This window comes from Streptomyces hazeniae, from assembly GCF_031845485.1.
GTDB lineage: Bacteria > Actinomycetota > Actinomycetes > Streptomycetales > Streptomycetaceae > Streptomyces > Streptomyces hazeniae.
Genome location: NZ_JAVREQ010000022.1, coordinates 24,270 through 42,725, shown reverse-complemented (window position 1 = coordinate 42,725; position 18,456 = coordinate 24,270). Strand labels below are relative to the sequence as shown.

Sequence of the window (18,456 nt, the reverse complement as noted above, 5' to 3'; positions counted from 1 at the left end):
CCGGGGCGCAGCTACACGACCATCATGTCGTCGTCGCTGGCGTACGCGGACTTCTTCTTCCGCGGCCGCGCGATCAGCTCCGACATGCCCGTCGCCAGCGCAGACACCCCGTCGATCTTGTCGCCGGAGCTCGCCTTGTCCGGCTTCACGTTCCCGGCCGGGTCCATCGCCACCGCAAGGTTGTCGACACACCAGCGGGCCACCGGGTTGCCGCCGTGGATCAGCGCCGGCGCCTCCGCGGTCCCGGCGAGCACGAGCCGCTGCACCGCCTTGAGCGCCGGGTTCATCGTGATGAACCCTTGCCGGACCTTGACCAGCGGCGCCCGCTCAGCCGTCAGCATCGTCGTCAACTGCGACGCGTTCCACGGGTCGTAGCCCAAGGACCGGACCTTGAACGCGTCACGGTCCCGCCGTACCTGCTCGATGATCCACTCGTAGTCGGCGACGTTGCCCGGCGTCACCGTCAGCCAGCCCTCCCGGGCCCAACGCGACGCCGCCCCCGCCGTGCGCTTGTCCAGCGACTCGACGTTCGCCTCCGGCGTCCAGAAACGCCAGATCGCTTCGACCGTGCCGTCGCCGGCGCCGTCGGCGTCGTTCGGGAACAGCCAGCACAGCGCCGTCAGGTCGCTGGTGCTGGCGAGGTCCAGGCCGCCCCACGTCTCCCGCCCCGCGAGGGTCTGCTCGTCGACCATGCCCGCGTTGCGGTCCCACGCATCCAGCGGCAGGAACTTCGTCTCCTGCCGGGTGCGGATCCCCAGGTGCAGACGCAGGTAGGCCGCCAGGTCCGCCGGCGACTGCTGCGCCTTCCGCGACGCCTTCGCCAGATACGAGCGGGTCGGGGAGATCCCGAACCCCGGGTTCGCCTTCCGCCACGTCTCCTCCGCGTGCGGGTCGTCGGACTTCTCCGCGGCCCAGATCACGCCGTACACCGACGGGTCGGTCAGCACCCCGCGGGCCAGCTGCTCGATCCGGCGCCGCTTGTTGTCGTACGGCGTCTCCCGCTTCCCCGTGTCCGCCGTCGTGATGATCATCCCGAGGGGCTGGCGTCGCGACCCCGTGCCGGACTCCAGCGTCTCCAGCATGTCCGGCGTCCGGTGGATGTGTAGCTCGTCGCAGATGTAGCAGTGCAGGTTCGCGCCGTGCTGCGCGTCCGCCACGTTCGAGATCGGCTGGAAGTAGGAGTTCGACCGGCCGTGGAGGATCTTGTCGCGCAGCGGCTGCACATGGCCCTTGAGCGCGGGCGAGGACTCGGCGAGTTTCCGCACCGGGTCGAAGACGAACCGCGCCTGCTCCTTCGTCGTCGCCGCCGCGAGGACCTCGGCGCCCTGCTCGCCGTCCGCGCACGTCATGTAGATCGCGATGCCGCCGCACAGCGTGCTCTTGCCGTTCTTCCGCGGCACGTCGACGTACGCCTCGGAGATGACCCGCACGTACCCGTCGGCGTCGTCGTCCCAGTGCACCCAGCCGAACACCGGCGCCAGGATGTACCCGACCTGCCACGGGTCCGGGCGCAGCGGCTGCCCCGCCCACTGGCCCTTGGTGTGCCGCAGCTTCGAGAACGCGTTGATCACGCGGTCGACGCGGTCCGGGTCGAAGCGGGCGCCGGGCACGTCCCGCGGCTCAGGGGTCTTGATCAGCGGCGGGCAGTCCGGCAGCGGAATGTTCCGCGACAGCAGGTACCACGCCACCTCGGGCGACAGCCGGAGCCGCTCCAGCTCGGCGGCGTCCGGAAGGTCGACCTGCGCCGCGGCGGCGCGCGGCTTACGCGAACGGGTTGTCGTCCTCGCCGCCATCGTCGGCCCCTCTCGCCAGGGCCTGTTCCGTCGAGGGGGTCAGGCCAAAGTGGGCACTCCAGGCCCGCACCTCACGGCCGGCGTTCCGCGCGATGGCGACCGCGGGGTGCGCGAGCGTCCCCTGCTTCGCCTCGATCGTCAGCCCCTCCCGCTGCACGGTCTCCGACGCGGCCCGGAACGTCGCCCATGCCTCGCAGTACGACGCGAGCCCGGCGCGGTCCTCCGGCTTGAGCAGGTCCAGGCGCGTCAGCCCCGGCACCACCCGCTGCCACTCGGCGGCCGCCTCGTCGCTTAGCCACTCCGGCGCGTCCGGCGGGGTCCGCACGAAAGCGGGGCCCTGGTTCACCGGCCGCCCGGCGGTGTCCTTGCCGTCGCCGCGGCCCTTGAGCAGCTTCAGCGCGGCCGGCTGCGCGGTGCGTCCCATGGCTGACCCCCTGTTGATCGATTTGTGCAGCGGTCCGCCGAGTTGACCGCGCCGGGTCCCCAGCGATCTTGTCCAGCGATCGAGACTCCCCTACCCCCGGGGAGGGGCGTGGGGCTGGCTGTGCGCCTGCTGGGCGCGTTGTGGGGCTGTGCTGCGCCTCGGTGGGTGCCTGGTGTGCTGCGGGGGCGCCTGTGGGGCTCCTGCGCGTTCGGCTCGGGGGGCGTCAGGTGTGCCGTGTTCGTGCCCGTTCGCGGGCTCGCTGGGCGCCTCGTTGTGCTTCGTCGCGGCTCTTGACCTGGTCGCAGGGGCCGCAGAGGAGTCCGAGGTTGTCGAGGTCGGTGGGGGAGCCGCCTTCGGCGATGGGGGTGATGTGGTCGAGGACGTAGGGCTCTTCGGGTGTGTCGGCTTGGTCGGCTCCGCATCTGTAGCAGCAGCCGTGGTCGCGTCGGGTGACGGCGCGTTTGAGGGTGCGCCAGCGTCCGGAGCTGATGCCGTAGCGGGCTGTCTTGTCGTCGCGGCCGGCCCATGGGGTGGGTTGGTGGTGGTCGCAGCGGCCTCGGTGGGTGGCGTAGTTGCTGCATTCGGGGTCGGTGCAGCGGGTGGGGGGTGCGGTGGGGGGCATGCCGGGGTCCCCTCGGGGTGGGGGTTAGACGGTGCGGAGGGGTTCGGTATGGGGCCTGCCTGCGGCCTTGGTGGTGCGCTGGTGCAGGTCGGTGATGGCCTGTTCGACGTGTGCGCGGAACTCGTCGAGCTGGGCGCGGAGGTCGTCGACGTCGAGCTTGACGCGGACGGGTCCGGGGTTGGGGGTGGGGTGTCCGTTGTGGTCGAGGGTGATCACGTTGTCGGGGATCTCGACGGTCTCGGCGAAGACGAGGACGTGGCGCGCGCCGATGCCTTCGGCGAGGACGGTCTCGTTGTGGGTGATGTCGGCGAGGGTCTTGTCGGTGACCTGGTCGATGACGAGGGCGAAGGGCGGCCGGTCGTCGTGGGTGCCTTCGGGGAGTTCGAGGATCTGGAGTCGGGGCATGGTGGGCCTCCTGCTCGGGGTGGGTGGGGTGGTGTTGGTGGAGCCGAGGGGGTGAGAGGCGCTGCGCGGGGCCCACACCCCCTTGCGCGTGCCGTCGATCACCCTCCTCGGCTCCGTGCCCGCCCGCCTGCGGGCTGTCCACGCTCCCCAGCGTGGTGTGTTCCGTGCGGGGCGGGCGCCAGCGGCACCGCCGTGTGTCGATGGGTGTGACCTGCCCCGCACGGGGCTCTACTTGGGGCAGAGGGTCTGCCTGAGGGCCTGGTTGATGGCCTTGGCCTGCTGCTCGCTGACCTGGTTGCCGCCCATGCTGAACCGGGCTGCTGCGGTGCCGGCGGGGTCGGTGCCGCCGCCGTTGAGGCTGCTGCACTGGTTGCGGCCGGCGTCGATGGCCTTGTCGGCGTCGGCGACGAGCTGCGGGTCGATGGCTTCGAGGGCGGCGAGGTAGGCGTCGCGTGCTGCGCCGGTGGGCTCGGGTGGGATGCCGGTGCCGGGGTCGGGCTGCGTGGGGCTGCTGGCCGCGGGGGTCTCCGGCTGTGGCTTGGTGTCGGGGGTGTTGTCGGCGCCGCATGCGGTGAGGGTGAGGGCGGCGAGGGCGAGGCCGGCTGTGGTGGTGAGGTGTCGTCGCATGCCGTCAGGGTGGCAGCGGTGGCCGGCGTTGGGGCGGGGAATGGCGAAAGCCCCCGGTGGTCTCCGGGGGCTTTCGCGGGAGGTTGGGAGGGAGGGCCTCGTCCTGCTGGTTGCTGTTGGCCGGCATCTGGGGCGGGGCTCTCGCTGTGGGCTTTCTGCCGTCTGGGCAGGGGGTGCCTGTCGACGAGTGTGTGACATGTCGGCTCGGATTGCAAGTGGCGGGCCTGAGAGCAGAGTTGATCTTGCTCGCGCGCTGATCCACCTGAGGTTGATCTCTCTCCTCAGCCACCAGAGAGGTAGTGGAGTGGATAGGACTCTACGCGCGCGCGAGCCTGGGGAGTCCCCGGGGGACAGAATCCGTTGACCTGCGAAGATGCGATGCAGTTGCCGATACATGTAGGCACCATTCGGCAGCAAAAGCGATTCAGTTTGCGTTCAGTTTGAGCGCGGAATGACGCCGGATCGCTCCTCGGCGGGGCCGCCTGGCAGCCCGTCTGCGCCCCTCGGCCGGCTCCTCGACGGGGGCTGCGGATGGGCTCCGGGCCCTGGAAATGGCGGTGGTCCCGCCGATCTGACGGGACCACACATCCGCGAACCGTTACCGGATCGTGTCTTTCGTGGGGGCTATGGGGTGATTTGAGTCTCCGTCGGATCGGGCTCTGCGGGCGCCGGGATGGGCAGCGGAAGGCCGGGGACCGGGGCGCCGGTGACGGCCGCAGCGGCGACGCGTACCTCCGGCGGCTCCCATCCGGCGAGCGGGGGTTCGCCGGTGAGGGGGCGTCGGTGGATGTGTCGTACGGCGCGGCCGGCGTTCGGGTAGGGGCGGTGTCCCATGTCGGGCTCCTCGATGGGCGTGCAGGGGCGGGTGGGGCCTGCACGCGGCAGCGCGAAGGCCCGCACCGGGTGAACGATGCGGGCCTTCGGGAGGGGACGGTCAGCGGCGAGGCCCGTGCGCCACTGCGGCATAGGCGGCGGCAAGTTCCGCGACGTGCTGCGCCTTGCCGCCCGCGTTGCTGACCTTCACCACGTCCTTCAAGCGCTCCTCGATGGCCTCGTACAGGGCCTTCGCGGTGGACATCTGCGCGTCGTGGACTTCGCTCGCGGTGACGTCGGCCATGGGTTCCTCCGTGCTGGTGTGGGACAACTGGGGGCGGCTTGATCAGCCTATGCGACAGGTCCGACAACCCGTCTGGAACCGGGTTTACGCGTGTACTTCAACGCATCCACGGCGGCGGGCCCGTGCGCGACGCCCACCCCGCCAGCGCGGCCTGGTCCACGCACGCGATGCCGTGCGCCGCCGCGTACTGCGCGGCCGGGCGGGTGAACACGCTCGTGGTGACGACGGCGGCGAGCGCGGCGCGGTGCACGGAGTAGCAGGTGCCGCCGAACCGCTGCACGTCCGGCGATCCGACCTTCGTGGAGCCGTACCGCTTGCACTGGATGACGATCCTGCGCCCGTCCGGCGCGACCGCGGTCACGTCGGCGCCGAGGTCGCCGGCGCCGCCGACGACGCGGACGTCTCGGCAGCCGTCGCGGGCGCACAGGTAGGCGACGGCGTGCTCGAACTCCCGCGGGTCCATCGCGTGGTAGCGGGCGACCTCGGTGGACCTGGTGGCCCGTAGGCGGCCCTCGCGGCGTCGTTGCCGCCATGTGCCGACGAGGCCCATGACGGCGGCGATGGGGAGCAGCAGGGCGGCGAGGAGCCCGGGGTGCCGTTCGATGAGGAACAGCAGCAGCATGCCGGCGAGCACGGCGACGACCAGCAGACCGGTGCATGAGCGCAGCGGGTTGCGCTGCATGATGCGGTGCGGTGTGGTCATGGTGCGCTCCCGTGATGCGGTGATGCGGACGGCGTGGTGCGGTGGTGCGGATACGGCTGCGCCCCGCCGCATCAGGTGGTGATGCGGCGGGGCTTTGATGATGCCTGCCGGGTCTGACTCTCCGGCAGGTCGCCGGGTTGTGTCAGCCGAACGCGGGGATCAGGGCTTGGGCTTGGGCTCGGGCTTGCTGGACTTGAACCAGCCGCCACGGGACGGCTGGTAGGTGGTGGCGTGCCGCTCGTTGTCGCCGCCGCTCGCCTTCTGCTTCTCGCGCAGCTCGCTGGTGGACATCGTCCTGCGGAAGGGCATGATGGGGCTCCTGTCTCGATGCGTCGGGATGGGTGGACCGGGGCGGCCGTCAGCTGCCAGGCGGGGGCCGCCCCGGGGTCTTAGGTCAGCTCGCGCGCTGCCGCTTCACTTCGGCCTCGATGTCGGCGCGCCGGACGCCGAGGAGCAGCGCGCGGACGACGGCACCGGGGTGGTGGTCCGGGTCGGTGAGGCAGTCCGGCCTGCTGTTCTCCAGCACTGCGCGGGCGGCGTTCTCGGTGGCGGTCTGCTTGTCCATGTCGGGTGTCCTCTCGTGGGTCAGGGGCGCTGCACGCGGTGGTGGCGCAGCACGGTGTCGGCGTGGTGCCGGACGATGGTCATCCCCGGGACGGGGTGCTCGACCGTGACCCCGCCCGGGGCCGGCTCGGCGTTGTTGCTGTTGTTGTTGCCGGGCTGACCTGCGCATTCCGGAGCAACAACAGGGGGGCCAGGGGCGGTCGGGAGAGTGGGGAAGTCCTCTCGCTTCACGCCGGTTGAGACGCGGCCCCCCGCGCGCACCCCACCGGAGACCGGGATACCGGCCGCGTCCAGGCCCTCCCGGACCCGGCCGGGGGTGGTGTCGAGGTGGCGGGCGAGGGCGGCGAGGTGGGCGTGCGGGGCGGCCACCTGGCGGAGCGCCTGCACGAGCTGCTCGGGGGAGGGCGGGCCGGCCTTGGACAGGTCCACGCGCGGGCCCTGGCTGGGGGGCTCTTGGCCGTCGCCGTCGGCCGGCTCAGCGTCATCCGCGGCGGCAGGTGCCGCGGGCTTGGCGCGGTACGCCTTCCAGCACCACACGGCGGTCGCCGCCCACATCAGGTTCGGGGCCGCGTGCAGCACCCGGTATGCGATCCACGCGCCGCCGGCCAGCAACCCGGCGCGCAGCCAGCAGCCCAGTGCCGCGGCGACGCCTTCGAGGTCTTCCCGGCGCCCTGCGCGGACCCACTCCCCCGCGCCGCTGGTGATGCGGTCGGTGAGGATGCGGGATCCGCTGCTGATGCGGCCGAACGCATCACGCGCCGCCTCACCGGATGCGGTCAGGCGCTTCATGCCGCACCGCCGAGCAGCCCGTAGCCCTGCGCCCCGATCCAGTTCACCGCGTCGGGCAGGACCGCGAGGCCGGCGGCGACGCCCGGCAGGATGCCGAGCGTGGCGCCGGTGATGAGCCCGCCCGCGGTGCGCCGCTTGTCGTCCTTCCCGGCGGATTTCCACATGAGGACGACGCCGATGGTCAGCAGGAACACCACGACGCCGCCCGGGGGTGTGAGGGCGCCCAGGCTGGCGGTGGCGACGGGTGCGGAGCCGGTGCCGGTCACGGAGGTGACGGCCTTGTCCCCGGCGCCGGAGATGAGGCTGGCGACACCGGACGCGCCCCAGCCGAGGGCGCCGCCGGCGCAGATTGTGGCGAGCGCGCCGAGCGCGGCGCCGGTCCCGAAGGGCACGAGGGCCTTGGGGTCGCGGCCGCCCTTCCACCAGGGCTTGAAGTTGGCGAGAACGATCGCGAGGGCGACAGCGATGCCGCCGAGCGAGAGCGGGTTCACGGGGTGACTCCTGTAAGGAAGGTGATCGGGTCGTACCAGTGGGCTGCGCCTGCGAAGCCTGCGGCGCCGACGACGAGCCAGAAGCGGGTGACGATGCGCCAGGACCGGCCGCGGTGGTCGGCGAGGACGGCGAGGGTGAACACGCCGCCGGCGAGGGCGTAGCCCCAGCCGTAGCCGAAGCTGTCGCGGGCCTGTCCGACGGTGTCCGCCCAGGTGACGGCGGCGGAGTAGTCCGAGAGCGGGTACATGGGGACGAACGCGAGTCCGGTCGCGGCGAGCGTCCACCAGGGGTGGAGGCGGTGCCGGGCCCACGCGAGGGACCAGCGCGACGGCGGCTCCTGCTCGCTCTGCTGGGCCTGGTCGTGGGTGACGCGCACCTCGACCACATGCGGCGCAGCGTCGGTTGCGGCAGGCGCATCCTGGCGCGGCGCCTCAGCGGCGGGGGGCGCCTCACGAGGCGGCGCCGCCGCAGGAGGCGGTGGTGCGGCCGGGGCGGTGGGCTTCGGCTGTTCCCACCACGGCGGGCGCTCCCCCGGCTGCGGCCCGCGGCCCGGGAGCGCCGCGGTCTGCCCGGCCGGGATGATGCGCGTCGGCGTCAGCGGCTTGTCGGTCACCGCAGGCTCCCCTCGGTGCAGGTGTGGGTGCGGGCGTCGGTGAGTGCGCGGGCGAACTCGCGGGGCTCGAAACCGCGGGAGATCGCCGGGCAGGTGGGGCAGCGCCAGGCGTAGCCGTGGATCGTCCACCCGCCGTGCACCGACGGGCGCTGGTAATCGGCGCGGTGGAGATGCACCGGCTGGCCCGCGGTGCCGGTGACCGTGGTCAGGACGCCGGACACGAGTACGGGACGGGGCGCCGCCGGGGGCGCCTCACTGGTGTGCGGCGCCGCCGGGCGGGCGGGTGCGGTGATGCGGGGGGCGTACCCCGTCGGGAGGGGCGGCAGCGTGGGCAGGGCGGGGCGCGCCGCGGCGGGCGGGCTGGTGCGGGGCGGGGTAAGCAGTCGCATCGGGTCCTCCGGGGCGCGTGTCTGGCGGGCGGGTTAGAGGTAGAGGCCCTGGCCGTCGGGCTGGTCGTTCTGCTGCGCCTTGCGGGCGGCGCGGCCGAGGGCGGTGCGGACGTATCCGTCGGTCACCTCGACGCCGTGCTCGGCGAGGCGGCGGACGATCTGCGGGGCGCTGTCGCCCGGGTGCTTCTCCTTCATCAGCAGCACCGCCTTGGACTTCGGCAGCTCGGTCAGGTCGAGCGCGGGCGGCGGCTGCGTGCCGTGCGGCGGGACGGGCACGAGCGGCGGCCGGCCTTGCTGGGCGGGCTGCTCCTCGTGCTGCGGATGCGGCGCGTCGTGGGGCGCCTCGTCCGCCTCGCCCTGATGCGCCGCCGCATCCGCGGGCGCATCGTGGGGCGCACCACCGGATACGGGAAGCGGCCGGGCGGCCGGGGCAGCGTCGAGAGCGAGCGGACGCTGACGGTGCAGCTCCCTCTGCTTGTTCTGCCGCTTGAACTCGATGTCGAAGTCCGTGTCGACTTCCGTCATCTGGAGCTCGGCCTGCATCTGGCGGCGCCGCATCGTGATGCTGTGCTGCGCCTCTTCGAACGCCATGTGCCGCCGCATCTCGGCGAGCTGGTGCTGCTCGTCGTCGGTGAGCGCCGCGGGGTCGCGCATGTCGGCCAGGGCGAGCGCCCACACGATTTTTGCGCCGAGCGGCAGGAACGGCCCGGCGACGGCCATCGCGATGACATCCTGCTCGATGCCGTGCCAGGCGAGGAACGCGGCGACGGCGAGGAGCGTGAGCCAGCCGAGGACGTGCACCGGCCAGCGGCGCCCCATGATGCGGAGGCCGCGGTACTCGGCGACGATGATCGACGCCCAGATGATGTCGGCGCCGGCGGCGACGGTGATGCCGACCTCTTCGGCGCCGAGGAGGTCGATCAGCGACCACGACGTCCAGACGAGCGATGCGGCGGAGAGCAGGGCGGCGGGGTAGACGAGGGGCGAGGTGCGGGCGAGGAACGCCGGCGGGTTCATGGGGTGCTCCGGTGTGGGTGTAGGGGGCCGGGCCGCGCAGGGACGGTGCGCGGGCCTGGCCGGTCGAAAGGGGGGTCAGGACTCCCAGCCGCGGGCGACGTCCAGCGCGCGGCGCAGGGCGGACGCCAGCGGCAGACGCTGCTGCTCCGGCAGATCCACGGCGGCCCGCAGCAGCGCGCGGTCGCCCTCCTCGATGGCGGTCAGGGTGAACCCGCCGTCGGCCGGGGCGAGGGTGAGGCCGGAGAGTCGCCGAGCCAGGTGCCGACGCGGCCCCTCGGCGTGCCGTCGGGGTAGTGCGGCTGGTGCTCCCACGGGGCGGTGACCGGCTCGCTCAGCGCGTCGATCAGGGTGGGCAGGTCGGTGGTGGTGATCGAGGCTTCTGCGGCGTGGGTCTTGTCGCTGGTGACGCGCACGTAGACGGTCGCCTGGCCGGGGTCCTCGCGGAGGCCGGCGGGGATGACGGTGAGGGTGACGCCGTCGGGGGTGGTGTAGTCCCAGGGCTGCGGGGTGAGTTCGGCGATGACGTTGCTGAGGGCCTGCTTGAAGTCCATCGGGGTGTCCTGTTCGGGTTCGGGGCTTGACTGGTTCTCCTTGGCGCCCGGGAGGGTGGTCCCGGGCGCCGCGGGCAACCCGTCAGGCGGTCGGCTTGGGCAGGGCGCGGCACTTCTCGGCGTGACTCTGGGCGTGCTTATGGGCGGACGATTCGGCCCAGACGGCGCCGATCCCCTCCGGACAGCCAGTGCACCGGTACCTGGTTCGGTGCCCGCTGCCGGTCACGTCGACGGTGGCGCCGGCGACGGTGAGGTAGCGGGCGACGACGCCCTTCGGCCAGGCGGTGGCGGTGGTGTCGGACACGGGGGTCTCCTTGCGGTGGATGAGGAACGCGGGCATGCGCATGTCGTTCGGGTCCTTCCGGGGTCAGTGGCGGCGGCCGAAGCGGCCGTACTGCTCGCGGTGGCGGTCGGCGTCCTCCCACGCCTGGCCCTGGCGGGCCGCACGGGTGGCGCCGGATCGGTGGTGCCGCTCGCGCCGCTTCGCGGACCTCTTCTCTTCGCGCTCGCGGGCGCGATCCGTGGCGGACTGGCGGCCGGCGTACTCGTTCGCCGCCATCGCGGCGTCGTTGCCGAACAACCCGAAGAACGCCACGTTCACCACCCGCCGTTGCCGGTGCGGCGCGCGGCGGCGTCTTCGTACTCGCGGCGGCACGTCTCCGGGGTGGAGGGGCCGTCGAGTCCGGGGATGCTGTCGGACGGCGTGGGGGTGTCCTGCTGCTGTTCGGGGGCCGTACGATCCATGTCGGACCTGCCTCTTCGTGATGGTTGTGGGTGGGTCCGGCCCCCCGGCATATGGCGTTGGAGCGCCGCCGGGGGGCCTTCGTGCATACGGACGGAGAGCGGACTCTCGCCGTTGTGTACAGACACTACACACGTGTAGGCTCTGTACACAACACCGAAACGAGATCCGGCTCCCAGAACACCCATGAGGAGCGGACGTGGACGACATGGCGGAGGAGGTGCAACGCGTGCTTGACGCCGTCGACGGCGTGGCGGAGGCCGACTCCCCTACAGCCAGAGCGAAGCAGTTGACGCACCTGTTGGACGCGGTGCCGGAGAGAATCCGGCAGGCGCGGCAGCAGGCCGTGCGAGAGATGCACGAGAGCGGAATGACGTACCGGGAGATCGCCGCGGAACTCGACATCAGCTTCGGGCGGGTCCGCCAGATCCTCGAAGGCGTCAACGCACCCCGGAAGCCACGGAAGAAGCCGGCGGACGACAAGTAGCACCCGCAACAGCGAACGGCCCGTGCACCCCCTAGGCGAGCACGGGCCGTCCGTATGTCCACGCTACGCCGCACGAGCACGCGCCCGCTGACGGGCCTTCCGCTCCCGCGCCGCACGCCGCCGGTCCGCGTGGTGCAGCGCCTGCTCCAGCTTGAACAGCTCCCGGGGCGTCGACCACGCCCGGCGCCCGTCCTCGCCCTGCGGCACCGGGGCGCCGCATCCCGGCTCGGCGCACACCACCCGCGCGGTGCCCGCGGCGTGGTCGCGATGCATGGTCAGCGTGCCGGAGCAGTACGGGCACGGCCGGTCCATCGGCACCGCCGAGGACAGGGCGCCGATCGTGCGCTCCATCCGGGCCGCGGCCTCACCGGCGACGAGCCCGACACGCACCCGCTGCTCCATGCTCAACCGGCGCAGGAACGGCCCGTCGTGGTTCTCCAGGCGGGCGAGCAGCCAGGCGGCGGCGGTGGGCGCGGTGCGGTCGCCGAGCAGGTAGCGCCAGCGGCGCGGGTCGTCGGCGTCTTCGGCGACGAGGGCGCGGCGCCGCTTTCTGTCCGGGGCGGGCCAGTGCGGGTCGGGGCCGGACATGGTGGGGCGCTGCACGCACGCGGCGATCTCGTCGGCGAGGTGCGCGAGGGCGGCCTCGATGGCGCGGCAGGCGTCGACGACGTGCAGCCGCACGGGGGCGGGGGTCTCGGCGAGCCGGCCGGGCCCGCGGTCGGGCCGCACGGGGTGGGCGCGGCCTTCGCCGACGTAGTCGCACAGCCCGCACTCGTAGTAGACGCGGCCGTGCTGGTCGTGGCGGGTGGTGAGCTGCTGGACGTGGGAGAGGGCGATGGCGGTTTCGGCGGCGTCGGCCTGGTCGAGGGCGGCCAGGTAGGCGGCCTTGGTGGTGGGGGCGTCGCCGGCGGGGGTGTTGGTGTCGATGAGGGCGCGCAGCTGGGGCCAGTGGTCGGTGATGAAGGTGAGGTCTTCGACGGCGGTGCGGCGGTTGTGCGGCATGGCGGGCGCTCCAGTGGGTGCGTGGGGCGTACGATGATCACGCCGCGTGTTGGGGTGCCCCGGAGCTTGGCCGGCTGGTGGGGCGCCCCTTTCGTGTGTGCGGGGTCAGGTGTTGGTGATGGTGCTGGTTTGTGTGTAAGGGCGCTGTTTGTGCGGGGTTGTGGTGGTCATGGGGTTTTTCCTTCGCGGCGGATGAGGGCGCGGAGTTCGCGGTCGAGGGGGTCGCGGTGTCGGCGGTGTAGGGCGTATGCGGCGGCGGTTGCGGTGAGGGCGAGGAAGACGATCAGCCACACGGGGGCCTCCTGTGCGGTGGGGTTGTGGGCGGCGGAGTAGGCGCAGACTGCGATGACGGCGATCACGAGGCAGGCCGCGGCGGGGCGCAGTGCGGTCACGCGGTCCACCGCCTCACGGGGATGCCGGCTTGCTCGGCGAGGCGGGCGGTGTGCGAGGCGCCGCGGGAGCCGTCCTTGATGAAGGCGAGGCAGAGGTCGGCGCCGCGCTGCACCATCTCGGCGTTGCGGCAGAACCCGGCGGCGCGGCCGTGCCGGTCCCAGTCCGCGGGGTGGCGTTCCTCGGTGACGCCGTTGGCGAACTGGGTGGCGGTGGTGCACCAGCGGGCGGCGTGGGCGTCTGCGCCGCGGGGGCACGCGCCGTGGACGACGACGAGGTGTCGCCCGGTGATCAGGGCTTCGTCGCGGGTGTCGTTGAGCGCGGCCCACACGCGTTCGTCGCTGTCCCAGTCGCGGCTGCCGGTGACGAGGACGCGGTACGGGGCGGTCATCGGTCCCCCTCGCCGGCCGGGGGCGTCGAGCCGGGGCACTGGTGGACTTGGCGGCCGAGCATGTACTGGTGCGCGCCGTTCGGCAGGCAGGTCGGCGAGCCGCACGGCCGCAGCTCCGGCCCGCCCGCTGTCTCGGTCTGCTGGGCGCCGTCCAGCGCGGCGGCGGTGCGGCAGGGCCACGGGACCGAGCAGGTGCCGCACCACGGGCCGAGCGGGTTGCTGTCGTCCCGCTGGTGCAGGGCGCGCACGGCGGTCAGCTGTTTCTCGGCGCGGCGGGCCCGGTTGGCGAGGCGGGTGTTCGCGTTCCACATGCCGTCGACGGCGGCGCAGTGCTTGCGGGCGCGGTCGCGTGCGGAGTGCCAGGCCGCCCGGTAGGTGCCGCGCTCCTCGCGGGCGCGCTCCAGTTCGGCGGCCTGCTGCTCCCAGGCGATGTCGAACGTCTCGCGCTGGTTGTCGAGTTCGAGGTAGGCGGTGTTGGCGTCGGCCAGTTCGGTCTCTACTGCGGCGCGGAGCAGCGGGCCCTCGTTGGGGGTGAGGACGCCGCGGGCGGCGCGGGAGAGGAGCACGGCGAGCTGCTCGCGGCGGAGCTGGCGGGCGGCGAGCACGGTGTCGGTGGGGTGGTCGGCCATCACGCACCCGCCCCTCGGCTGGCGCGGTGCTCGGCCATCTCCAGCGCATCGGTCACCGTGTAGCCGTTGACGGTCAGCAGCGGCGCGGCCTCGCGGGCGAGGCGCAGCGCGGTGTCCAGGTCGAACCGGTGCGCCTCGATCCAGTCGTCCTCGCGGTTCGACGGGGAGGGCTCGTAGGACCAGGTGCCGTCGGCGGCGAGGCACTGGCCGTGCCGTGCGACGGCCCACCGGTCGGCGCCGCGGTACTCCACGGTGAGAGCGAAGTGCCGGCGGTCCTCGCCCTCGGGCAGGCACGACACCTCGTAGCGGGTGGGTTGGACGGTGGCGGCCGGGACGGTGGGGGCTTCGTCGTGGGCGCGGCGTTCGGCGGCGCGGCGGGTGTTGCCCATGGTCAGGCTCCGGTGGTGTCGTCGGGGCGGGCAGCGGCGGCCTTGGCGCGGATGCGGAAGGCGAACGCCTTGGCGATGCCGTGGCAGGTGCTCCGGGCGTTCGGGTGGAAGTCGATGCCTTCCAGTTCGTCGGCGGCCTCGTGAAGTGCGGCGGCGCGCACCTCGGCGTCGCGGGCGGCGCGGTCCTCGGCGAGCGCGGCGTCGATCAGCTCGTCCAGCCGGTACGACGTGCGGCCGCTCTCGAACAGGCGGTGGATCGCGTCGCGGGCGGGTGTGGTGTCCATCGGGTGTTCCTCCGGTGGTGGGTGGGTAGGTGCCGGGCGCGCCCGCCCCTGATTCGCGCAGGGGCGGGCCGTCCTGCTGGGCGGGGTCAGGCGGTGGCGCAGCGGCCGTCGTCGGCGAAGTCGAGGTCGCATCCGCTGCCGCAGTCCTGGCAGCCGTAGCCGTTGCAGCCGTCGGCGTCGCAGCCGGAGAAGTAGGCGGGCTCGCCGCAGTCGGGGCAGCCGCGGGAGTCCGGCACGGTGTGCGCGGAGCCCGGGATGGTGATGGATGCCTCGGCGGGGCCGGACGGCAGGTTCACGGTGAACTTCAGGTCGGTCACGGTGTCCTCCAGTGGGAGTTGTCCGGCGGTCGCCGGCACGGAGGTTGTGTGGTGGGTGGTGTTCGCGGCGTGCGGGATGCCGGCCTTCGCGGCGCAGATCCGGCCGTAGCCGACCCGGATGGACTCGGGGTCGGTGAGGTCACGGCCGCAGGCGCCCAAGCAGCGGCGGCTCACCGGCCGGCCCTCCGGTGCGCGTCCGTGCGGATCTCGCGCCCGGCCGGGTGAGCGTCCAGCGCCTCCGCGACCGCCGCGTACCACCGGCGGGCATACGCCGCCTTCTCCCGCTCCTCCCGCAGCTCCTCCTCCACGCGGGCCAGACGGGCGGCGAGCGTGGCGCAGGTGCAGTCGGCGTCCGGGTCCTGCACCCGGGCCATGCAGCCGGGGATGAGCAGCAGGCCGTCGTCCGGGTCGGTCGACCAGTAGCAGCCGCTGGGGAGGGTGTTGGCGTCGCCGAGAGCGGGCTGAACGGCGGCCGGCGCGGTCACTGGACACCGCCGTCGTGTTCCGGGCGCAGGTGCACCACGGACGGGCCGCGGGTGGGCTGTCGTCCGGAGCAGGTGGGGCACAGGTCCTGTCGAACCTGCGGGCTCCAGTACCAGCCGAGCCGGGCCCCGTAGGCGCGGGCGTCGGCGATCGTCTGCGCGTCGGTGAGCAGCGTGGCGGCGCATACGCCGTAGTCGCCGTGCAGCCGCTCGCAGATCAGCATGATCCGGGCGCTCATCGTCGGGCCTCCTTCCGGCAGTCGGGGCACAGGTCGATGCGCTGGCCGTCGCGGCGCCGCAGCGTCCACCCGAGGGAGCGGCCGTCGGCGCGCACCTCCGGGGCCGTCATCGAGCCGAACCGGCGGGGCACGGCGGCCGACTGCGGGCAGTCCCGGGCCTCGTCCGGGCCGTCGCAGGCGATCTCCACGCCGAGAGAAAAGGCGCTCACAGGGCACCGCCGTCCTGCGCGGGCCATCCCTGGCGGCAGCCGTTCGCACGGCAACGCAGACCGGCCGGCACGTCCGCGGGCCGCCACGACGAATCGTCATCGAGGATCGACCGGCCGCACCGGGACATGACGCCCTCGCCGCGCGGCGCCATCCGCCCGGCCATGTGGACCTGCTTGTCGCTGCGCACGTTCGGCCGCTGGTACCAGGAGGCGTCTCGGGTGGCCGCCCAGTCGGCGGTCTCGGCGCTCACTGTCCACCGCCGTTCTGCGTGCGCGCAGCAGCGGAACCGGATGCCGCGGTGCGGAGCGCGGCGGCCATGTCGGCTGCCTCGTTGAGCGGCACTTCGACCGCGACGCTGGCGGGGCCGTGCGGGTCGCCGCGGTGCTCTTCGACGGAGATCGTGACGCGGGGCTCGATGCCGTCGTCGGGGCCGGGGACGACCTGGATGCTGTCCCCGGCCGTGTCGATGCGGGGGTCGCTGACGCCGACGGTGGTGTCGCCGTTCGCGGCGGCCTCGACGGCGCGGTCGAGGTCTTCGGCGAACCGGACGGCGGTGATCGCGGCGAGGTACAGCAGTACGGCCGTGTCGTGGCGGTCCTGGGCGACGACTTCGACCAGGGGGCGGCCGTCGGGCTGCGGAGTGATGGTGAGCCCTGCGCCGTTCGGGGCGATGAAGCCGTAGCTCGGGTTGTCGATCATCATGCGGTGCTCCACGGGGAGTAGGCGGGCGGGTTGTAGTCGTCGACCGACGGGCCGGTGACCACCGGCCGAGCCCAATCGACGGAGCCGGGACGGCGGGTCACCGGACGGCTGATCGAGCAGCACACCGGCGGCAGGCACAGCGGCCCGACCCCCGCCGGCAGCGCCAGGTCGTACAGCGGGTCGTCGTCAGCCGGGGCGCCGGTGCCGGGCAGGTCGTCGACGTCGAACAGCACGTCGCCGTTCACGAGGCACCACCGCGCAGCCACGGACGCAGCGCCTCCAACACCGCGGTGACACGGCCCTCCGTCCGCGGCGCCTTCGCGCAGCGGCACGGCACCGTTCGGGAGCAGCTCGGGCACGGCACCGGCGCGGTGAGGGCGTGGTCGACGGCGCGGCGCACGGGCAGCGGCCACCCGGCGGGCTCGTCGACGGCCCGGGCCGGGGCCTCATCGGCGTCGAGGAACAGCACCTGTGTGGCGCCGCCGTGGCCGTGGATCAGCTCCACCGACGCCCGGCCCCGGTCCCAAAACACCGTCGACGGATGCTCACCCCGCCACCGCACGGAGGCGGTGCCGTCCGGCCACAGCACACCGTCGGCGACGTCGCCCGTGCCGGACACCCCGGACACATCGACAGCGCGGGAGAGCACGAACCGGCGGGGCGCAGCGTCGTCCCTCGGGCTCACGATGCGGTCAGGCACTGCGGGCCCCCTGCTCCTCGTTGCGGATCTGCGCGGCCGCGTACACGTCGCGGCGGGACGGGTGCACGCCCTGCATCGGCCGCTGCCGACTCTTCGTGCGGCACGGCCGGTTCGCGGAGGCGCCGCACCACGTGCAGTGCACCGCCAGCTCGACCGGGCGCTCGGGGCGCTGCTCCTCCGGCCACATCGCGGCCTTCGCGGCGAGGAACCCGGGGGTCGCGGGGACGAAGTCCGGGCCGGGGCCGCGGGTCAGTTCCCCCACGGCGGCCGGCTGCTGGTGCCCGGCGGCGACTGCGGCTCGCCCGGCGCGCAGTGCGTCCCGGTAGCCGTGCACGTCGTCCGGGTCGTGGGCCGGGGCGGACCGCTCGGTGTGCTGCGCCATCCGGTCCCGGGCGACGCTGCGCCACTGCTCGGCGATGTCGCTGGGCTTCACGGCGTACGGGCAGGCGGCGTAGTGCCTGCCGAGCGCCTCACCCGCGAACTCCAGCGGCACGTTGATGAGCGCGGCGGCCCACAGGTTCGCCTGCGCCGTGAGTTCGGCCGGGTCGGTGCGCACCACCCGGTCGTCGACCAGGCTGATCTGCTTGAACAGGTCGTAGACCTCGTCGAGGGTCATCCGACGCCTCCCTGCTGCTGTCGGCGCGCCTGCTCGATCGCGGCGCGCTGCTGCTGTCCTCGGGTCTGCTGGGCGCCTGGGAACGGCACGACCGCCCCGCCCGGCGCGTTGGTGCGTTCGTGTTCGGCCCACTGCCGCCACCGGCCGCCCCACTCGGCGGCCGTCCGCCCGTCCTCCCGCATTCGGGCGACGAACTTGCCGGTGACCTGGTCGAGCTGCGCCGGGTTGAGCTGCTCCCGCCCGGCATCCACGCGGGCGAGTTGCGCCGCGGCGACGTCGTCCTCCGACGGCCGCCACCCAGCCGGGATCGGCGCGGCCTGCGGCCGGGCCGCGCGGCCACCGGCAGCCGGCGGCGGACCGTCGAACAGGCCCGGCCCCGGCGGCGGTGTCGGGCCCTGCCCGCCGCGCTGCCGCTGCTTCTTCTCCGCTTCACGGGCCCGCCGCCGCTCGACCTCGGCGCGCGGCAGGTTCCCGTGCCCCGGCCGCGCGTAGTCGTGCATGTGGTAGTCGCCCTTGGCGGGCTGCGGGCACCGGTCGCAGTCGTGCCCGTGGCCGTGCCACAGACCGGCGTCGACCAACGCGCGGGCCTGCGCGGGGGTGCCTTTGAGCATCTTCACGACGGGACCGGGGACGGTGCCGTCGGTCAGGTGCTCGGCGACCCACGTGCCGCACTTCATCCACAGGCCGGCCGCCGCGTTGCTGGCGGCGAGGAACTTCGGGTGGGAGTGCGACTTGTCGTCGACGAGGAACCAGGCCATGAGTGGTGCTCC

General features: G+C 73.4%; 36 protein-coding genes. 1 reads left to right on the top strand and 35 read right to left on the bottom strand.

The window, feature by feature from the left end:
• Positions 1-11: 11 nt before the first annotated feature.
• The 19 genes from RM572_RS21935 to RM572_RS21845 form a co-directional block, all read right to left on the bottom strand.
• Complete coding sequence (locus RM572_RS21935) at positions 12-1,793, bottom strand: terminase large subunit (RefSeq protein ID WP_311675114.1); 1,782 nt, start codon at positions 1,791-1,793, stop codon at positions 12-14.
• The gene (locus RM572_RS21930; RefSeq protein WP_311675113.1) at positions 1,762-2,217 is read right to left on the bottom strand and encodes a phage terminase small subunit P27 family; all 456 of its coding nucleotides are present in this window, start codon (positions 2,215-2,217) and stop codon (positions 1,762-1,764) included. Before RM572_RS21930 ends, RM572_RS21935 begins: the two co-directional genes overlap by 32 nt.
• Before the next feature lie 223 nt (positions 2,218-2,440).
• On the bottom strand, positions 2,441-2,839 hold the full coding sequence (locus tag RM572_RS21925) for an HNH endonuclease (protein ID WP_311675112.1): 399 nt from the start codon (positions 2,837-2,839) through the stop codon (positions 2,441-2,443).
• Between the two features lie 24 nt (positions 2,840-2,863).
• Positions 2,864-3,244, bottom strand: coding sequence for a hypothetical protein (locus RM572_RS21920; RefSeq protein ID WP_311675111.1), 381 nt, complete (start codon positions 3,242-3,244; stop codon positions 2,864-2,866).
• 228 nt (positions 3,245-3,472) lie between these two features.
• Complete coding sequence (locus RM572_RS21915; protein WP_311675110.1) at positions 3,473-3,871, bottom strand: DUF732 domain-containing protein; 399 nt, start codon at positions 3,869-3,871, stop codon at positions 3,473-3,475.
• Between the two features lie 624 nt (positions 3,872-4,495).
• The gene (locus RM572_RS21910; protein ID WP_311675109.1) at positions 4,496-4,705 is read right to left on the bottom strand and encodes a hypothetical protein; all 210 of its coding nucleotides are present in this window, start codon (positions 4,703-4,705) and stop codon (positions 4,496-4,498) included.
• Between the two features lie 100 nt (positions 4,706-4,805).
• Positions 4,806-4,988 (bottom strand): hypothetical protein, encoded by a 183-nt coding sequence (locus RM572_RS21905; protein ID WP_311675108.1) that lies wholly within the window; start codon positions 4,986-4,988, stop codon positions 4,806-4,808.
• A gap of 97 nt (positions 4,989-5,085) precedes the next feature.
• Positions 5,086-5,691 carry a restriction endonuclease gene (locus RM572_RS21900; protein WP_311675107.1) on the bottom strand — a complete coding sequence of 202 codons (606 nt, stop codon included), beginning with the start codon at positions 5,689-5,691 and terminating at the stop codon, positions 5,086-5,088.
• 159 nt (positions 5,692-5,850) lie between these two features.
• On the bottom strand, positions 5,851-6,000 hold the full coding sequence (locus RM572_RS21895) for a hypothetical protein (protein ID WP_311675106.1): 150 nt from the start codon (positions 5,998-6,000) through the stop codon (positions 5,851-5,853).
• 85 nt (positions 6,001-6,085) lie between these two features.
• A complete protein-coding gene (locus RM572_RS21890; protein ID WP_311675105.1) occupies positions 6,086-6,256 on the bottom strand; it encodes a hypothetical protein in 171 nt (56 codons plus the stop codon).
• Between the two features lie 20 nt (positions 6,257-6,276).
• Entirely contained in the window at positions 6,277-7,044 is a 768-nt protein-coding gene (locus RM572_RS21885; RefSeq protein WP_311675104.1) for a hypothetical protein, read from the bottom strand.
• Positions 7,041-7,535 (bottom strand): hypothetical protein, encoded by a 495-nt coding sequence (locus tag RM572_RS21880; RefSeq protein ID WP_311675103.1) that lies wholly within the window; start codon positions 7,533-7,535, stop codon positions 7,041-7,043. The genes RM572_RS21885 and RM572_RS21880 overlap by 4 nt, the downstream gene beginning before the upstream one ends.
• Positions 7,532-8,149: a hypothetical protein gene (locus RM572_RS21875; protein ID WP_311675102.1), complete on the bottom strand. Its 618-nt coding sequence runs from the start codon at positions 8,147-8,149 to the stop codon at positions 7,532-7,534. Before RM572_RS21875 ends, RM572_RS21880 begins: the two co-directional genes overlap by 4 nt.
• Entirely contained in the window at positions 8,146-8,538 is a 393-nt protein-coding gene (locus RM572_RS21870; protein WP_311675101.1) for a hypothetical protein, read from the bottom strand. Before RM572_RS21870 ends, RM572_RS21875 begins: the two co-directional genes overlap by 4 nt.
• Before the next feature lie 33 nt (positions 8,539-8,571).
• Positions 8,572-9,555, bottom strand: coding sequence for a hypothetical protein (locus RM572_RS21865; protein WP_311675100.1), 984 nt, complete (start codon positions 9,553-9,555; stop codon positions 8,572-8,574).
• A 200-nt stretch (positions 9,556-9,755) separates the two neighbouring features.
• The gene (locus tag RM572_RS21860) at positions 9,756-10,106 is read right to left on the bottom strand and encodes a hypothetical protein (protein WP_311675098.1); all 351 of its coding nucleotides are present in this window, start codon (positions 10,104-10,106) and stop codon (positions 9,756-9,758) included.
• A gap of 82 nt (positions 10,107-10,188) precedes the next feature.
• Positions 10,189-10,452 carry a hypothetical protein gene (locus RM572_RS21855; RefSeq protein ID WP_311675097.1) on the bottom strand — a complete coding sequence of 88 codons (264 nt, stop codon included), beginning with the start codon at positions 10,450-10,452 and terminating at the stop codon, positions 10,189-10,191.
• 21 nt (positions 10,453-10,473) lie between these two features.
• Entirely contained in the window at positions 10,474-10,701 is a 228-nt protein-coding gene (locus tag RM572_RS21850; protein WP_311675096.1) for a hypothetical protein, read from the bottom strand.
• A 2-nt stretch (positions 10,702-10,703) separates the two neighbouring features.
• A complete protein-coding gene (locus tag RM572_RS21845; RefSeq protein ID WP_311675095.1) occupies positions 10,704-10,850 on the bottom strand; it encodes a hypothetical protein in 147 nt (48 codons plus the stop codon).
• 206 nt (positions 10,851-11,056) lie between these two features.
• On the opposite strand from RM572_RS21845, the gene RM572_RS21840 reads away from it, so the two are divergent.
• Entirely contained in the window at positions 11,057-11,335 is a 279-nt protein-coding gene (locus RM572_RS21840) for a helix-turn-helix domain-containing protein (protein ID WP_311675202.1), read from the top strand.
• Between the two features lie 63 nt (positions 11,336-11,398).
• Here the strand turns inward: RM572_RS21840 and RM572_RS21835 are convergent, their stop codons facing one another.
• From RM572_RS21835 to RM572_RS21760, 16 genes are all read right to left on the bottom strand, one after another.
• Positions 11,399-12,337, bottom strand: a complete 939-nt coding sequence (locus RM572_RS21835; protein WP_311675094.1) for a hypothetical protein — start codon at positions 12,335-12,337, stop codon at positions 11,399-11,401.
• Positions 12,338-12,504: 167 nt separating this feature from the next.
• A complete protein-coding gene (locus RM572_RS21830) occupies positions 12,505-12,729 on the bottom strand; it encodes a hypothetical protein (protein WP_311675093.1) in 225 nt (74 codons plus the stop codon).
• Positions 12,726-13,118, bottom strand: a complete 393-nt coding sequence (locus RM572_RS21825; protein ID WP_311675092.1) for a DUF2493 domain-containing protein — start codon at positions 13,116-13,118, stop codon at positions 12,726-12,728. The genes RM572_RS21830 and RM572_RS21825 overlap by 4 nt, the downstream gene beginning before the upstream one ends.
• On the bottom strand, positions 13,115-13,747 hold the full coding sequence (locus tag RM572_RS21820) for a hypothetical protein (RefSeq protein ID WP_311675091.1): 633 nt from the start codon (positions 13,745-13,747) through the stop codon (positions 13,115-13,117). The genes RM572_RS21825 and RM572_RS21820 overlap by 4 nt, the downstream gene beginning before the upstream one ends.
• On the bottom strand, positions 13,747-14,136 hold the full coding sequence (locus tag RM572_RS21815) for a hypothetical protein (RefSeq protein ID WP_311675090.1): 390 nt from the start codon (positions 14,134-14,136) through the stop codon (positions 13,747-13,749). Before RM572_RS21815 ends, RM572_RS21820 begins: the two co-directional genes overlap by 1 nt.
• 2 nt (positions 14,137-14,138) lie before the next feature.
• On the bottom strand, positions 14,139-14,420 hold the full coding sequence (locus RM572_RS21810; RefSeq protein WP_311675089.1) for a hypothetical protein: 282 nt from the start codon (positions 14,418-14,420) through the stop codon (positions 14,139-14,141).
• 86 nt (positions 14,421-14,506) lie between these two features.
• Complete coding sequence (locus RM572_RS21805; protein WP_311675088.1) at positions 14,507-14,911, bottom strand: DUF6011 domain-containing protein; 405 nt, start codon at positions 14,909-14,911, stop codon at positions 14,507-14,509.
• Positions 14,908-15,222 (bottom strand): hypothetical protein, encoded by a 315-nt coding sequence (locus tag RM572_RS21800; protein ID WP_311675087.1) that lies wholly within the window; start codon positions 15,220-15,222, stop codon positions 14,908-14,910. Before RM572_RS21800 ends, RM572_RS21805 begins: the two co-directional genes overlap by 4 nt.
• Entirely contained in the window at positions 15,219-15,458 is a 240-nt protein-coding gene (locus tag RM572_RS21795) for a hypothetical protein (protein ID WP_311675086.1), read from the bottom strand. The genes RM572_RS21800 and RM572_RS21795 overlap by 4 nt, the downstream gene beginning before the upstream one ends.
• Complete coding sequence (locus tag RM572_RS21790) at positions 15,455-15,667, bottom strand: hypothetical protein (RefSeq protein WP_311675085.1); 213 nt, start codon at positions 15,665-15,667, stop codon at positions 15,455-15,457. The genes RM572_RS21795 and RM572_RS21790 overlap by 4 nt, the downstream gene beginning before the upstream one ends.
• A complete protein-coding gene (locus RM572_RS21785; RefSeq protein WP_311675084.1) occupies positions 15,664-15,918 on the bottom strand; it encodes a hypothetical protein in 255 nt (84 codons plus the stop codon). The genes RM572_RS21790 and RM572_RS21785 overlap by 4 nt, the downstream gene beginning before the upstream one ends.
• Positions 15,915-16,370 carry a hypothetical protein gene (locus RM572_RS21780; protein WP_311675083.1) on the bottom strand — a complete coding sequence of 152 codons (456 nt, stop codon included), beginning with the start codon at positions 16,368-16,370 and terminating at the stop codon, positions 15,915-15,917. The genes RM572_RS21785 and RM572_RS21780 overlap by 4 nt, the downstream gene beginning before the upstream one ends.
• Positions 16,367-16,615 carry a hypothetical protein gene (locus RM572_RS21775; RefSeq protein WP_311675082.1) on the bottom strand — a complete coding sequence of 83 codons (249 nt, stop codon included), beginning with the start codon at positions 16,613-16,615 and terminating at the stop codon, positions 16,367-16,369. Before RM572_RS21775 ends, RM572_RS21780 begins: the two co-directional genes overlap by 4 nt.
• Entirely contained in the window at positions 16,612-17,070 is a 459-nt protein-coding gene (locus tag RM572_RS21770) for a hypothetical protein (protein WP_311675081.1), read from the bottom strand. Before RM572_RS21770 ends, RM572_RS21775 begins: the two co-directional genes overlap by 4 nt.
• On the bottom strand, positions 17,063-17,686 hold the full coding sequence (locus RM572_RS21765; protein WP_311675080.1) for a zinc finger domain-containing protein: 624 nt from the start codon (positions 17,684-17,686) through the stop codon (positions 17,063-17,065). The genes RM572_RS21770 and RM572_RS21765 overlap by 8 nt, the downstream gene beginning before the upstream one ends.
• On the bottom strand, positions 17,683-18,444 hold the full coding sequence (locus tag RM572_RS21760) for a hypothetical protein (protein WP_311675079.1): 762 nt from the start codon (positions 18,442-18,444) through the stop codon (positions 17,683-17,685). Before RM572_RS21760 ends, RM572_RS21765 begins: the two co-directional genes overlap by 4 nt.
• Between the last annotated feature and the right edge of the window lie 12 nt (positions 18,445-18,456).

Coding starts and splice junctions, on each gene's coding strand:
- RM572_RS21935 (WP_311675114.1), bottom strand. CDS start 1,793: ATGGCGGCGAGGACGACAACCCGTTCGCGTAAGCCGCGCGCCGCCGCG.
- RM572_RS21930 (WP_311675113.1), bottom strand. CDS start 2,217: ATGGGACGCACCGCGCAGCCGGCCGCGCTGAAGCTGCTCAAGGGCCGC.
- RM572_RS21925 (WP_311675112.1), bottom strand. CDS start 2,839: ATGCCCCCCACCGCACCCCCCACCCGCTGCACCGACCCCGAATGCAGC.
- RM572_RS21920 (WP_311675111.1), bottom strand. CDS start 3,244: ATGCCCCGACTCCAGATCCTCGAACTCCCCGAAGGCACCCACGACGAC.
- RM572_RS21915 (WP_311675110.1), bottom strand. CDS start 3,871: ATGCGACGACACCTCACCACCACAGCCGGCCTCGCCCTCGCCGCCCTC.
- RM572_RS21910 (WP_311675109.1), bottom strand. CDS start 4,705: ATGGGACACCGCCCCTACCCGAACGCCGGCCGCGCCGTACGACACATC.
- RM572_RS21905 (WP_311675108.1), bottom strand. CDS start 4,988: ATGGCCGACGTCACCGCGAGCGAAGTCCACGACGCGCAGATGTCCACC.
- RM572_RS21900 (WP_311675107.1), bottom strand. CDS start 5,691: ATGACCACACCGCACCGCATCATGCAGCGCAACCCGCTGCGCTCATGC.
- RM572_RS21895 (WP_311675106.1), bottom strand. CDS start 6,000: ATGCCCTTCCGCAGGACGATGTCCACCAGCGAGCTGCGCGAGAAGCAG.
- RM572_RS21890 (WP_311675105.1), bottom strand. CDS start 6,256: ATGGACAAGCAGACCGCCACCGAGAACGCCGCCCGCGCAGTGCTGGAG.
- RM572_RS21885 (WP_311675104.1), bottom strand. CDS start 7,044: ATGAAGCGCCTGACCGCATCCGGTGAGGCGGCGCGTGATGCGTTCGGC.
- RM572_RS21870 (WP_311675101.1), bottom strand. CDS start 8,538: ATGCGACTGCTTACCCCGCCCCGCACCAGCCCGCCCGCCGCGGCGCGC.
- RM572_RS21865 (WP_311675100.1), bottom strand. CDS start 9,555: ATGAACCCGCCGGCGTTCCTCGCCCGCACCTCGCCCCTCGTCTACCCC.
- RM572_RS21860 (WP_311675098.1), bottom strand. CDS start 10,106: ATGGACTTCAAGCAGGCCCTCAGCAACGTCATCGCCGAACTCACCCCG.
- RM572_RS21855 (WP_311675097.1), bottom strand. CDS start 10,452: ATGCGCATGCCCGCGTTCCTCATCCACCGCAAGGAGACCCCCGTGTCC.
- RM572_RS21845 (WP_311675095.1), bottom strand. CDS start 10,850: ATGGATCGTACGGCCCCCGAACAGCAGCAGGACACCCCCACGCCGTCC.
- RM572_RS21840 (WP_311675202.1), top strand. CDS start 11,057: ATGGCGGAGGAGGTGCAACGCGTGCTTGACGCCGTCGACGGCGTGGCG.
- RM572_RS21835 (WP_311675094.1), bottom strand. CDS start 12,337: ATGCCGCACAACCGCCGCACCGCCGTCGAAGACCTCACCTTCATCACC.
- RM572_RS21825 (WP_311675092.1), bottom strand. CDS start 13,118: ATGACCGCCCCGTACCGCGTCCTCGTCACCGGCAGCCGCGACTGGGAC.
- RM572_RS21820 (WP_311675091.1), bottom strand. CDS start 13,747: ATGGCCGACCACCCCACCGACACCGTGCTCGCCGCCCGCCAGCTCCGC.
- RM572_RS21815 (WP_311675090.1), bottom strand. CDS start 14,136: ATGGGCAACACCCGCCGCGCCGCCGAACGCCGCGCCCACGACGAAGCC.
- RM572_RS21810 (WP_311675089.1), bottom strand. CDS start 14,420: ATGGACACCACACCCGCCCGCGACGCGATCCACCGCCTGTTCGAGAGC.
- RM572_RS21795 (WP_311675086.1), bottom strand. CDS start 15,458: ATGAGCGCCCGGATCATGCTGATCTGCGAGCGGCTGCACGGCGACTAC.
- RM572_RS21780 (WP_311675083.1), bottom strand. CDS start 16,370: ATGATGATCGACAACCCGAGCTACGGCTTCATCGCCCCGAACGGCGCA.
- RM572_RS21765 (WP_311675080.1), bottom strand. CDS start 17,686: ATGACCCTCGACGAGGTCTACGACCTGTTCAAGCAGATCAGCCTGGTC.
- RM572_RS21760 (WP_311675079.1), bottom strand. CDS start 18,444: ATGGCCTGGTTCCTCGTCGACGACAAGTCGCACTCCCACCCGAAGTTC.